This window comes from Salinimonas sediminis (assembly GCF_003429285.1).
Lineage (GTDB): Bacteria > Pseudomonadota > Gammaproteobacteria > Enterobacterales > Alteromonadaceae > Alteromonas > Alteromonas indica.
This window is the reverse complement of record NZ_CP031769.1, coordinates 2,854,178-2,867,500: the sequence shown is the minus strand read 5'-3', so window position 1 is coordinate 2,867,500 and position 13,323 is coordinate 2,854,178. Positions and strand designations below refer to the sequence as shown.

The window sequence follows — 13,323 nt, the reverse complement described above, 5'->3', positions numbered from 1 at the left end:
GATAGCAAGGCGATTTATCGATTAGCTTGTCATCATACAGCAGGTGTTAATTCACCGACCAATGCAGAAGTCAAAAGGCTGCTTGGGGTTGTATGGTTAAGTGACAAAGCGTATACGGTGGATGCCTTGGCAGTTAGAGGCGATGAAGGACGTGTAAGTCTGCGAAAAGCTGTGGTGAGCCGACAAAATGCATTTGAGCCACAGATGTCCGAATGGGGAAACCCACCTGTTTACAGGTATCGCTACATGAATACATAGTGTAGCGAGGCGAACGAGGGGAACTGAAACATCTAAGTACCCTTAGGAAAAGAAATCAACCGAGATTCCCCTAGTAGCGGCGAGCGAACGGGGATTAGCCCTTAAGCATTTTATAAGTTAGTGGAAGCCTCTGGGAAGTGGCGCGATACCGGGTGATAGCCCCGTACACAAAAGCGAATTTAATGTGAAATCGAGTAGGTCGGGACACGTGTTATCCTGACTGAATATGGGGGGACCATCCTCCAAGGCTAAATACTCCTAACTGACCGATAGTGAACCAGTACCGTGAGGGAAAGGCGAAAAGAACCCCTGTGAGGGGAGTGAAATAGAACCTGAAACCGTATACGTACAAGCAGTGGGAGCACCTTCGTGGTGTGACTGCGTACCTTTTGTATAATGGGTCAGCGACTTATATTTAGTAGCAAGGTTAAGCGAATAGCGGAGCCGTAGCGAAAGCGAGTGTTAACTGCGCGTTTAGTTGCTAGGTATAGACCCGAAACCCGGTGATCTAGCCATGGGCAGGTTGAAGGTTGAGTAACATCAACTGGAGGACCGAACTCACTAACGTTGAAAAGTTAGGAGATGACCTGTGGCTGGGGGTGAAAGGCCAATCAAACCGGGAGATAGCTGGTTCTCCCCGAAATCTATTTAGGTAGAGCCTCGGACGAATTCCATTGGGGGTAGAGCACTGTTAAGGCTAGGGGGTCATCCCGACTTACCAACCCTTTGCAAACTCCGAATACCAATGAGAACTATCCGGGAGACACACGGCGGGTGCTAACGTCCGTCGTGGAGAGGGAAACAACCCAGACCGCCAGCTAAGGTCCCAAAATATTGCTAAGTGGGAAACGATGTGGGAAGGCACAGACAGCTAGGAGGTTGGCTTAGAAGCAGCCACCCTTTAAAGAAAGCGTAATAGCTCACTAGTCGAGTCGGCCTGCGCGGAAGATGTAACGGGGCTAAGCAATATACCGAAGCTGCGGCAGAGGACATCACTCAATGCTATTTAAGCTAACAGCGACCTGCGTAAGCAGCCGCTGGTAAAGCGTTCACCACAAGGTGGTGAAGATAAAGAACGAAGAAGTAGCATTCAGGATGTCCTCTGGGTAGGGGAGCGTTGTGTAAGTGGATGAAGGTGAATCGAGAGGTTTGCTGGACATATCACAAGTGCGAATGCTGACATGAGTAACGATAATGGGGGTGAAAAACCCCCACGCCGGAAGACCAAGGTTTCCTGTCCCATGCTAATCAGGGCAGGGTAAGTCGGCCCCTAAGGCGAGGCAGAAATGCGTAGTCGATGGGAAACGGATTAATATTTCCGTACTTGTATAATCAGTGATGGAGGGACGGAGAAGGCTAGGCAAGCCTGGCGTTGGTAGCCCAGGTGAAAGTGCGTAGACCGAGTGTTTAGGTAAATCCGGACACTTAAAGTCGAGACACGAGACGAGCTCCCAAGGGAGTGAAGTTGTTGATGCCCTGCTTCCAGGAAAAGCTTCTAAACTTATGATTATACAAACCGTACCCCAAACCGACACAGGTGGTCAGGTAGAGAATACTAAGGCGCTTGAGAGAACTCGGGTGAAGGAACTCGGCAAAATAGTACCGTAACTTCGGGAGAAGGTACGCCCTTGTTGGTGATAGGATTTACTCCTTGAGCGAATGAGGGCCGCAGTGACCAGGTGGCTGGGACTGTTTATTAAAAACACAGCACTCTGCAAACTCGAAAGAGGACGTATAGGGTGTGACACCTGCCCGGTGCCGGAAGGTTAATTGATGGGGTTATCTTCGGAGAAGCTCTTGATCGAAGCCCCGGTAAACGGCGGCCGTAACTATAACGGTCCTAAGGTAGCGAAATTCCTTGTCGGGTAAGTTCCGACCTGCACGAATGGTGTAACCATGGCCACGCTGTCTCCACCCGAGACTCAGTGAAATTGAAATCGCAGTGAAGATGCTGTGTACCCGCACCTAGACGGAAAGACCCCGTGAACCTTTACTACAGCTTGGCACTGAACATTGAACCTACTTGTGTAGGATAGGTGGGAGGCTTTGAATCGCAGACGCCAGTTTGCGTGGAGCCGACCTTGAAATACCACCCTGGTATGTTTGATGTTCTAACATAGGTCCCTTATCGGGATTGTGGACAGTGTCTGGTGGGTAGTTTGACTGGGGCGGTCTCCTCCCAAATAGTAACGGAGGAGCACGAAGGTTAGCTAATCACGGTCGGACATCGTGAGGTTAGTGCAATGGCATAAGCTAGCTTAACTGCGAGACAGACACGTCGAGCAGGTACGAAAGTAGGTCATAGTGATCCGGTGGTTCTGTATGGAAGGGCCATCGCTCAACGGATAAAAGGTACTCCGGGGATAACAGGCTGATACCGCCCAAGAGTTCATATCGACGGCGGTGTTTGGCACCTCGATGTCGGCTCATCACATCCTGGGGCTGAAGTCGGTCCCAAGGGTATGGCTGTTCGCCATTTAAAGTGGTACGCGAGCTGGGTTTAGAACGTCGTGAGACAGTTCGGTCCCTATCTGGTGTGGGCGTTGGATGATTGAGGGGAGCTGCTCCTAGTACGAGAGGACCGGAGTGGACGAACCGCTGGTGTTCGGGTTGTTATGCCAATAGCATTGCCCGGTAGCTACGTTCGGAACGGATAACCGCTGAAAGCATCTAAGCGGGAAGCCGAACCCAAGATGAGTCATCCCTGACTTTTAAAGTCCGGAAGGGTTGTTGTAGACTACAACGTTGATAGGCAGGGTGTGGAAGCGTTGTAAGGCGTTAAGCTAACCTGTACTAATTGCCCGAGAGGCTTAACCATACAACCCTAAGCGGCTTCATGCGCGACGGGTTGTGGTAGAGACAAGCTAAAATAAGTGAGAGTAGCAACGTTACTCAATGATTGATTGAATATCAGATTTCCCGAATTGTTAAGTTTTTAAAGTAAGGCTGACAGGCCGCGCGCTTAAGCGCACAGCAGGTCCTCCTTACGCAGAATATAAAACGTATTCTGCACAAAAAGTTTTTGTCTGGCGGCCATAGCGATACGGCACCACCTGATCCCATTCCGAACTCAGAAGTGAAACGTATTAGCGGCGATGGTAGTGTGGGGTTTCCCCATGTGAGAGTAGCACACCGCCAGACTCCTATTCTACGAAGAAGCCCTTGTCGAAAGACAGGGGCTTTTTTCGTTTTTACGGCCAGTAGATTAGCCAGAGTAATTTCGCGATTCAGTGCAGCAAAGCCGTGCCTGAGCAGACTTACCCATTTGTCAGAGCACCCGACTGCTCTCTCAGGTATCAGGATAGCGCTTCGCGTAGCACAGCCGCCACGGCTCGCTGTGAAGCAGGCCTATTCTACGAATAAGCCCACTCGATTGAGTGGGCTTTTTTCGTTTCACCGATTAGTAAATAAAACGCTATAGCCGTGTTTATTTCTATATAGCGCCGTGGCTGTAGTATGTTATAGGCTCAGCCAGAGAAAAGTCGTGCGTTATTTAAGGGACCAAGGATTGTTCTTTGATTAAAAGTACATACCTTAGGTCAATGTTTACGCAGGGCAATCCATCACCATGTATTTATCCACCGGCAGCGACTTATACAGCGCTGTGTACTTTTCAGCAGCCATCAAGTTTGATAACAATTTATCGAATGCCATTAAAGTATGCGGGTACAAATAAGGAAATGCTGGCTAGAGGATAATATTAGCACCCCAAGCGCGATCTTGAACGGCGGTAGTAAAGCAATACTTGGTGCGAGCGTACTTAAATTATCTGATGTGCTAATCGGTTAGCTTACTCCCCATAAATGAGTAGAACCACCTGGCGTAATGTACAAAACTGTAAAATTACGTGGTGGAAGCGAAGTTTTGCTTAGCTACTGATTTTCGTTATATCAATAAACGCTTTCTATCTCTCGAATCCCGACTATCTTTGGTAAATCAGCTCAGCTAAGGATGCTATAAGCTATGTTTTGAAATAAAAAAGAAGCCGTGGTGAGCAGCGTAGGTAGCGCAATACATCGCTTGTTTGTTTTAGCACTTTAGTATTCTAGCGATTAAAACGTCCCCGCGTTCGCTCTCGTCAGGCTGCCACTTGCGAATATCTAGAGGGCCGCTTTTATCACTTGCCTTAATTTATTTGAAATTAAATCTGAAATTAAACCGGGGCAAGTAAGGTCTTCTATTATAGGTGCACTTTGGCACCAGCCTAATCGTGTTACTACGAGGACATCACAATGAAGAATGCTAAAACTTTAGCCGTCACTTCCACCCTTGGGGCTGTTGTATTTGGTACGTTGACTGCAACATCGGCTGCAGCGGGTTCAAATTTATTTGGTATGCAACCATTAGAAGCTGGGTACATGCAAACTGTTACCGAAGGAAAGTGCGGCGGCGATAAAGCAGCTAATGAGGGCAAGTGCGGCGGCGATAAAGCAGCCAAACAAGGCAAGTGTGGCGGCGATAAAGCTGCCAAAGAGGGCAAGTGCGGCGGCGATAAAGCTGCCAAAGAGGGCAAGTGCGGCGGCGATAAAGCTGCCAAAGAGGGCAAGTGCGGCGGCGATAAAGCTGCCAAAGAGGGCAAGTGCGGCGGTGATAAAGCAGCCAAAGAAGGCAAGTGTGGCGGCGATAAAGCTGCCAAAGAAGGTAAGTGCGGCGGTGATAAAGCGGCTAAAGAAGGCAAGTGCGGTGAGGGTAAATGCGGTGGCATGGCCTAACCAATAGGGCTTTGTCTGTACGCTTGTGAAAAACTAAGGTGTGGGATAGTGGTATGCAACTAACAGGAGCCGGTTTAGGCTTAAGAAGGGAAATGTTAGATGAGGCGCTTCCTGTTTTGCCACAAGAGGTGGATTTTTGGGAAGTTGCCCCCGAAAACTGGATACCTATGGGCGGCCGGTTTAGTAAACAACTTCGTGCGTGCACTGAACAAGCTCAGTTCACCACGCACGGATTGTCGCTTTCTATAGGCAGCTGCGATCCGCTGGATACTGATTTGCTAAAGCAAATTAAACAATTTATTCAACAACACGATATTGAGCTTTACTCTGAACACCTAAGCTATTGTTCAGCCGACGGCCATATGTACGACTTGTTGCCGATACCGTTTACCACACAGTCCGTTAAACACGTCACCGATAGGATCCATCAGGTACAAGATATTCTTAAGCGGCCACTGGTACTGGAAAACACGTCATATTATTTGGCGCCCGATCAGCAAATGAGTGAAATTGAATTTACCAATGCAATTCTTAAACAGTCAGGCTGTAAGTTACTTTTAGATGTTAATAATTTATACGTTAACAGTATCAATCATGCCTACGATCCCTACCTGTTTTTAGCCGAGCTACCCAAAGATGCCGTAGTTTACGGCCATATAGCCGGCCATTATGATGAAGCGATTGATTTAAAAGTTGATACCCACGGCACGGACGTTATTGAACCAGTTTGGCAACTTTTAGCGACGGCATACCGTATACACGGTGTATTTCCGACGCTTTTAGAGCGTGACTTCAATATACCGCCGCTGGCCGAACTATTGAAGGAAGTGGCTCGAATCAAGCAAATTCAGTTAACGGTTAACAATGAGAAAACCTCAGGAGTACGCCCTGGCCAGCTTGTATGAAGTGCAAAAACGCTTTACCCAGGCTGTAAGAAACCCTGACCAATCACCTATTAGTGATGCTGAGGCCCGGCGCCGTATTAATATATACCAAACGTTATTTTTCAATAATATAAACCAGTTTCTAGTAAATGGATTTCCGGTATTGCATCGTGTATTACGGCCCCAGCAATGGACAACGCTGGCCAGAGGCTTTTTTATCTCGCATAGTGCACAAAGTCCTTATTTTGCGCATATCCCAAAAGAGTTTGTTGATTATCTAGCGCAGCGGCCGGATGTATTAGATGGCTATCCCGCTTGGGTAGCAGAGCTGGCACATTACGAATGGCTGGAATTAGACATTAGTATCCGCCATGGTGATATTAGCGAGCAATTGTGGCAGGCTGCCGGGTTACCGGCTTATTTTGCAGTGTCCCCGTTATCTGAGTTAGTGTCCTACCGTTATGAAGTTCATCGAATTTCGCCTAACTTTATTCCTGCTAACGAAACGGCATTGGTTTATTACTATGTCGTTTATCGGGACGCAATGGACAAGGTAAGCTTTCTACAGGTCAACGAATTAACCGCTTTTTTAATTCAAAATGTGGGTAAACGGGAGTCTTTTAAAGCGCTTTTTCAGCGTATACAGGCTGCCTTACCGCACCGCGGCGCGAATGAAATTGAGCATTCACTCAAGCAAACACTTAGCGAACTATTACAAGCACAGATATTCATTCAAGCCTGAACTATACTATTCGTTCACATCGCGTACGAATAGTTGCCGTAATGTATAGAAATACTGTCATTATGCTTCCTATTCGATTACCATTTATGCCCATTTGCGTGAACTAAAATGAAGGGGATGCGGATGTCCGACGACCAAAATTTCAAAGAACCCTACAATGGGTGGTGGTTCCTTGCTTCATTAGCTGTATTGATTGCATTTCCATTGCTGCATATCATTTGCGGCTGGTTCACATTCTGGATCTAACCAGCACGAATAAAAGGCGTAATAGTGACTGCTGAGTACATTAAATCAGTTGTAAAAACTGTGCCTGATTATCCTAAACCAGGCATTTTATTTCGGGACGTAACCAGTGTATTAGAAGACCATAAGGCGTTTAGCGCCTGTATTGCGTTGCTTCTTGAAAAATACAAAGACGTTAAATTTGATAAAGTAGCAGGAACGGAAGCCCGCGGCTTTCTGTTTGGTGCGCCTTTGGCTATTGAGATGGGAATTGGTTTTGTACCAGTTCGCAAACCTAACAAGTTACCGCGAGAAGTGGTAAGCGAATGCTATGAACTTGAATATGGTACTGATACGCTGGAGATCCACAAAGATGCGATTGACCCAGGTGACAATGTGTTGCTAATCGATGATTTGCTCGCTACAGGCGGCACCATTGCTGCGTCTGCGAAACTTATCCGCCGTTTAGGCGGAACCGTCGATCACGCAGGTTTTGTTATTGAGCTACCTGAGCTAGGCGGTAACAAAAAATTAGCTGAGCTGGCAATACAGACCTACTCAATTTGCGAGTTTTAAGGTTTATCATGGGGATGCAAGGGCAATGAGCTATCAGGTACTAGCCCGCAAGTGGCGACCCGGTAAATTTGCTGAGCTGGTAGGCCAGGAGCATGTTGTTGCTGCCATTGCCAATGCCCTGGATAACGACCGGCTTCATCATGCTTATCTGTTTACCGGAACTCGCGGCGTCGGTAAAACAACCATAGCCAGAATTTTTTCTAAAAGTCTGAACTGTGAAGAAGGCCAGGGCGCAAACCCATGTGGTGTATGCGCTACCTGTAAGGAAATCGAGCATGGTAATTATGTTGACCTGCTAGAAATTGACGCGGCCTCGCGAACGAAGGTAGAAGATACCCGTGATTTATTAGATAACGTCCAATATAAGCCAACGCGCGGGCGCTATAAAGTCTACCTTATAGACGAAGTTCACATGTTGTCTAAGCACAGTTTTAATGCTTTGCTCAAAACACTGGAAGAACCTCCTCCGCACGTGAAGTTTTTGCTGGCAACGACCGATCCACAAAAACTGCCGATTACTATTTTATCACGTTGTTTGCAGTTCAATTTGAAAGCGCTCTCGCGTGAGCAGATTAGTGGGCAGCTAACGCATATCCTCACTCAGGAGAATATTCCTTACGAAGACGCTGCGCTAGGTTTATTAGCCAGGGCCGCTAACGGTAGTATGCGGGATGCGTTAAGTTTAACAGATCAGGCTATTGCGCAGGGCGATAATCAGGTTGTTAAACAAATAGTCACAGATATGCTGGGCCTGATGGACCGGCATATGCTGGTTAAATTACTTTATACTGTGGCGCAAAAGCAGCCACAAGAAGTGCTTGGGATAGTGCAGCAAATGGCTGAGCAAGCGCCTGATTATGGTCAGGTACTCGCTGAATTAAGCAGTTTGCTGCATCAGATTGCCTTAACCCAGTGGGTGCCCGAGGCATGCAAACTGGAAACAACTTCAGCTAAGGCTATTTACAGTTTAGCCAAACAGATGAGCAGTGAACAGGTTCAGTTGCTATATCAAATCTCACTGCATGGGCGTAAAGACATGCCTTACGCTGCTGACGGTAAAAGCGCATTGGAAATGACATTATTAAGAATGATGTCGTTTGCGCCAGCGGCCCCGGTAGATGATCCTGAAAAACTGATTAGTGAAGGCGGGCCCGATAGCCGTTTACCTATTCAATCTGCCAGCACCGCCAATGATAGCCCTGACGTGACCGGTAGAGCAGTTAACCCTGATGCTGCTTCAGATAATCATAATGAATTACCGTCAATGGACGACGAGTCCGACAATGCCGAGCAAACGTTAGCCAACGAGCAAAACGCTATTGAACGTCAGGCGCAGGCTTATCGTACAGACGACGTAGCAGCGTTATCGGACGCAAAGCAAAGTCTATCACACGAGACTGGACCAGAGACGGCCGAGGCGCCGCGCGCAGCAACGCGTCAGACCCAGCTGCATCGCTCAGCAGAAGACGTGTCCTCATCCGGCGCACCGCTAAGTGAATCAGGTGACTCTGCACAAGCATTGGCGACCGAGCATTGGGTAATTGAGCAACAGGCGCAGGCATATCGGGCGCCCGATGCTGCGCAGCCCGCACCGCCGGTCCCTGCACAGCAAGATGAATACTCTCATGCGCAACACCACGAGAATGAATTGTCCGGTGCAGCACCGCCATTTGAGCAAATACCTTCACAATACTACGACAACACTCCCCCCAGGGACGATGTTGCTTCCTCTGGGCCGCCCCAAGCGCAACACAGAGTTCGCCTGATGAAGCTGATAAAGCTGATGAAGGCGGGGAGGCCACTTCTTCCATGCAGGATATGCTAGCGTTGCGTCAGCGGCTAAAGCGTAATCGGGAGGGAGAAGATGCCGAGGTAAAAAAGTCTGAAACGCAGGCTAAGGGCAACCCGTTAAACCGGTTGGCCCGCCCCGACCGCACGCCTGTTAGCGCGAAACCGGAAGATAGCAGTGGGAATACGCCCCCCATGGGGGCTGACGTAGCGGAGCATAACACTTCTCCTACACCAGCGAGCATATCGCCCACACCATCTCACGGGAATCAGAATAACCCAGCTATAGATACACCATCCTATGCGCCGGCGTTATCCGAAAATAGTGATATGGATGATGTGCCGCCCTGGGTTACCGAAGCCGTGCCTGAAGGAAAGGATAACCGAGACTATGGACCTGTCAGCAGCCATCGTGAGCAAGACCTTGCCAGTAGTAGGCCCGCACCACCGGTAGCAGACGATACCGAGAGGAATGTGCCGCCCCTAGCCGTGAATTCCGCCGGCGGCGCGTCGCAGGGGGGCGGCGGGGATGAGCCCACCCAGCGTTCGCCAACAGTGCAGCAAATGAACCCGGACGGGCTTCAGGCGTACTTACCAGACGGTACCAAACTTGTGGATGCTAATCAGATAGACAGCTGGAGTAACCTGATATCGCAAATGCCCGTGGCGGGCTTGGTTAAACAGGTAGCATTGCATTCTGCGTATTTGAAAAAAGATAAGCTTATAACGCTTGAATTAGACGACAGTCAGGCGCATTTACTCAATGAAAATACGATAGGGCAGGTTAAAGCAGCCTTATGTAGTGCTTTAAATGAGACGGTAGAATTAGAGATTCAGGTAGGTAAACCTGAGCAGACCCCGTTTTCACTACAGCAAAAAATAAACGCCATGCGTCAGCAGTATGCCGAGTGGGTGGTAAGTAACGATGAACATTTTCAGACGTTAGTTACCACCTTTAATGCCCGGGTTAATCCGCAATCGGTTACTGCACGCTAACAAATAGAGACCATAAATAAGGTGAAAAATTATGTTTAAAGGTGGAATGGGTAACATCATGAAGCAGGCGCAGCAAATGCAGGAGCGCATGCAAAAGGTACAAGAAGAACTGGCCGATCTGGAAGTAACCGGTGAAGCGGGTGCAGGCATGGTAAAAGTTACCGTAACCTGTAACCATAATGTTCGCCGTGTAGATATCGATCCATCATTGATGGAAGATGATAAAGACATGCTGGAAGACTTGGTAGCCGCAGCATTTAATGACGCGGTACGCCGGATTCAGGAAACCAGTAAAGAACGCATGGGTGATGTAACTGGCGGTATGCCTCTACCTCCTGGCTTCAAAATGCCGTTTTAATTATGAAATTCAGCCCTCTTCTAGCGGAACTTATTAATGCGCTTACCTGCTTGCCGGGTGTTGGCAACAAGAGCGCACAGCGCATGGCGTTCAACTTGCTTGAACGTAACCGTGAGGGGGCGCTTAAGTTAAGTACAGTGCTGCACAATGCAATGGAACATATCCAGCATTGTCAGCGTTGTCGTACATTTACTGAAGATACTATCTGCGGTATTTGCCAGCATCCCCAACGCAACAGCAGCGGCTTACTCTGTATTGTCGAAAGCCCGCAAGATGTGGTTGCTATCGAACAGACCTCCTCTTATCAAGGCACTTATTTTGTGTTAATGGGCCACCTATCGCCTATTGATGGTATCGGGCCAGCTGACATCGGGCTTGACGAGTTAGAAGCGCGCTTGAAAGAAGCGCCCATTGAAGAAGTTATCCTGGCAACTAATCCTACTGTAGAAGGTGAAGCCACTGCACATTATATTGCGCAGTTGTGTCATCAGAATAATATTGCCGCCAGCAGAATTGCCCACGGTGTGCCAGTGGGCGGTGAGCTTGAATACATTGATGGCAATACCTTAACCCATGCATTTTCCGGTCGGCGTAAACTATAAGTGGCTTTTTTTTAACAAAAACGCCTGTTGCCAGTTGAAAAGCTCTCCCCGCGCCCCTACTTTCCTGTTTGAATTGAGTTCCATCTAACTAGGAGATTCTGGTTTATGGCTGAAGCAGCCCAACAAGAAACACATGGTTTTCAGACAGAGGTAAAACAACTTCTGCAGCTGATGATTCATTCCCTGTACTCCAACAAGGAAATCTTCCTGCGGGAGTTGGTATCTAATGCCGCTGACGCAGCGGACAAACTTCGCTTTCGGGCGCTGGAAAATGACAGTCTGTATGAAGACGATGGCGACCTGAATGTAAAAATCAGTGTAGATAAAGAAGCCGGTACTGTAACCGTGGCCGATAATGGCATTGGAATGAACCGGGAAGATGTGATTTCTAACCTGGGGACCATTGCAAAATCTGGTACCAAAGACTTTTTTAGTAAGCTATCCGGTGATTCGGCAAAAGACTCACAATTGATAGGCCAGTTTGGCGTAGGCTTTTATTCTGCATTTATTGTGGCTGATAAAGTCACAGTACGTACCCGGGCTGCGGGCGCGCCAGCGGAAGAAGGTGTAGAGTGGACATCACAAGGCGAGGGTGAATTCACCATTGCTCAGATTACCAAGCCAAGCCGTGGCACCGAAGTCGTATTGCATTTGCGCGAAGATGAACAAGAGTTTCTAGATGATTGGCGTTTGCGCTCTATTGTCAGCAAATATTCCGATCACATCAGTATTCCAGTACAAATGTATAAAGAAGAAGTGCCTGAGCAGGAAGGTCCGGATGGTGAAAAGACACCGGCTGAACCTGGTCATTGGGAAGGTGTTAATAAAGCCACCGCGCTGTGGACCCGGGATAAGTCAGAAATTTCTGATGAAGAATACCAGGAGTTCTACAAGCATATTTCGCATGACTTCGCTGAGCCAATGAGCTGGGCTCATAACAAGGTTGAAGGTAAAACGGAATATACCAGCTTGCTTTATATTCCTAGTAAAGCGCCTTATGACCTTTGGAACCGTGACCAAAGCCATGGCTTGAAACTGTACGTCCAGCGCGTATTTATTATGGACGATGCTGAGCAGTTTATGCCTACCTATTTACGTTTTGTAAAAGGTCTGGTCGATTCGAATGATTTACCGTTGAATGTGTCGCGTGAAATCCTTCAGGATAATAAGATCACTCAGGCGTTACGCCAGGGTTGTACTAAGCGAGTGCTTGGTATGCTTGAAAAAATGGCGAAGAATGATGCGGATAAATACCAGGCATTTTGGAATGAATTTGGTAATGTCTTAAAAGAAGGCCCAGCCGAAGACTTTGCCAATAAAGAAAAAATTGCAGGTCTGCTGCGCTTTTCCTCTACCCATAATGATAGCGATGCGCAAACCGTCTCGTTGGCTGATTACATAGGTCGCATGAAAGAAGGTCAGGAGACCATCTATTATGTATCGTCTGATAGCTATCAGACTGCTAAAAACAGCCCGCACCTGGAAATCTTCCGTAAGAAAGGCATCGAAGTGTTGCTATTAGGCGAACGTATTGACGAGTGGCTAATGTCACATCTGACAGAATTCGATGGCAAGCAATTCAAGTCTATTGCTAAAGGTGATCTTGATCTTGGCGATTTAGATGACGAAGAAAGCAAGAAAGCCCAGGAAGCGGCTGAAAAAGAAGTTGAGGGTGTACTCGAGCGTGTTAAAACAGCGCTAGGCGACAAAGTTGTCGAGGTGAAATTCACTCACCGTCTAACCGATTCGCCAGCTGTTATTGTGGCTGACGATAACGGTATGACCACGCAGATGATGAAGCTGATGCAGGCCGCTGGACAACCCGTACCAGATGTTAAGTATCACTTTGAACTGAATCCTGAGCATAGCCTGGTGAAAATGCTGGCGGATGTGCAGGATGAAAGCCGCTTCGCCCAATGGACGAATGTGCTGTATGACCAGGCGGCGTTATCTGAGCAGGGGAGTTTGAAAGATCCTTCTGCCTTCGTGAAAAACCTTAATGAGCTTTTGCTTAACTTATCTAAGTAAACGCTGTTAGAAACGTAAAAAGGGCCGGTTAAATGACCGGCTTTTTTGTGGACTCTTGCAAGGGACGGAGGGTGCACTCAGTATTGCTTGGTATAGCGGACCAGGTAATACCTTAATCGTTTGCACTTAATGGGGCCCCTAACGTATTATGTTATAA

The 13,323-nt window shown here is 47.9% G+C and carries 8 protein-coding genes, 2 rRNA genes and 1 pseudogene; all 11 read left to right on the top strand.

Translation table 11 applies throughout. From position 1 onward, the window contains the following. Nucleotides 1-94: 94 nt before the first annotated feature. The 11 genes and pseudogenes from D0Y50_RS12720 (at nucleotide 95) to htpG (ending at nucleotide 13,166) form a co-directional block, all read left to right on the top strand. A 23S ribosomal RNA gene (locus D0Y50_RS12720) occupies nucleotides 95-3,076 on the top strand. A 207-nt stretch (nucleotides 3,077-3,283) separates the two neighbouring features. Next, a 5S ribosomal RNA gene (gene rrf, locus D0Y50_RS12715) occupies nucleotides 3,284-3,399 on the top strand. Between the two features lie 1,091 nt (nucleotides 3,400-4,490). Further along, nucleotides 4,491-4,970 (top strand): HvfA family oxazolone/thioamide-modified RiPP metallophore, encoded by a 480-nt coding sequence (locus tag D0Y50_RS12710; protein WP_117317277.1) that lies wholly within the window; start codon nucleotides 4,491-4,493, stop codon nucleotides 4,968-4,970. A gap of 53 nt (nucleotides 4,971-5,023) precedes the next feature. Further along, nucleotides 5,024-5,875, top strand: a complete 852-nt coding sequence (locus D0Y50_RS12705; RefSeq protein ID WP_108569038.1) for an HvfB family MNIO-type RiPP peptide maturase — start codon at nucleotides 5,024-5,026, stop codon at nucleotides 5,873-5,875. Next, a complete protein-coding gene (locus tag D0Y50_RS12700; RefSeq protein WP_108569039.1) occupies nucleotides 5,835-6,596 on the top strand; it encodes an HvfC family RiPP maturation protein in 762 nt (253 codons plus the stop codon). Before D0Y50_RS12705 ends, D0Y50_RS12700 begins: the two co-directional genes overlap by 41 nt. Nucleotides 6,597-6,866: 270 nt before the next feature. Beyond that, nucleotides 6,867-7,394 carry an adenine phosphoribosyltransferase gene (gene apt / locus D0Y50_RS12695; RefSeq protein WP_108569040.1) on the top strand — a complete coding sequence of 176 codons (528 nt, stop codon included), beginning with the start codon at nucleotides 6,867-6,869 and terminating at the stop codon, nucleotides 7,392-7,394. Between the two features lie 25 nt (nucleotides 7,395-7,419). Then, nucleotides 7,420-8,979, top strand: a pseudogene (gene dnaX, locus D0Y50_RS19785) (DNA polymerase III subunit gamma/tau); the annotation flags it as partial. 224 nt (nucleotides 8,980-9,203) lie between these two features. Continuing rightward, nucleotides 9,204-10,178, top strand: a complete 975-nt coding sequence (locus D0Y50_RS12685; RefSeq protein WP_117317274.1) for a DNA polymerase III subunit gamma/tau C-terminal domain-containing protein — start codon at nucleotides 9,204-9,206, stop codon at nucleotides 10,176-10,178. 31 nt (nucleotides 10,179-10,209) lie between these two features. Further along, complete coding sequence (locus D0Y50_RS12680) at nucleotides 10,210-10,536, top strand: YbaB/EbfC family nucleoid-associated protein (RefSeq protein ID WP_108569042.1); 327 nt, start codon at nucleotides 10,210-10,212, stop codon at nucleotides 10,534-10,536. 2 nt (nucleotides 10,537-10,538) lie between these two features. After that, a complete protein-coding gene (gene recR / locus D0Y50_RS12675) occupies nucleotides 10,539-11,138 on the top strand; it encodes a recombination mediator RecR (protein WP_117317271.1) in 600 nt (199 codons plus the stop codon). A 105-nt stretch (nucleotides 11,139-11,243) separates the two neighbouring features. Next, nucleotides 11,244-13,166, top strand: a complete 1,923-nt coding sequence (gene htpG / locus D0Y50_RS12670) for a molecular chaperone HtpG (RefSeq protein ID WP_117317269.1) — start codon at nucleotides 11,244-11,246, stop codon at nucleotides 13,164-13,166. Nucleotides 13,167-13,323: the final 157 nt, after the last annotated feature.

Coding starts and splice junctions, on each gene's coding strand:
- D0Y50_RS12710 (WP_117317277.1), top strand. CDS start 4,491: ATGAAGAATGCTAAAACTTTAGCCGTCACTTCCACCCTTGGGGCTGTT.
- D0Y50_RS12705 (WP_108569038.1), top strand. CDS start 5,024: ATGCAACTAACAGGAGCCGGTTTAGGCTTAAGAAGGGAAATGTTAGAT.
- D0Y50_RS12700 (WP_108569039.1), top strand. CDS start 5,835: ATGAGAAAACCTCAGGAGTACGCCCTGGCCAGCTTGTATGAAGTGCAA.
- D0Y50_RS12685 (WP_117317274.1), top strand. CDS start 9,204: ATGCAGGATATGCTAGCGTTGCGTCAGCGGCTAAAGCGTAATCGGGAG.
- D0Y50_RS12680 (WP_108569042.1), top strand. CDS start 10,210: ATGTTTAAAGGTGGAATGGGTAACATCATGAAGCAGGCGCAGCAAATG.
- recR (WP_117317271.1), top strand. CDS start 10,539: ATGAAATTCAGCCCTCTTCTAGCGGAACTTATTAATGCGCTTACCTGC.
- htpG (WP_117317269.1), top strand. CDS start 11,244: ATGGCTGAAGCAGCCCAACAAGAAACACATGGTTTTCAGACAGAGGTA.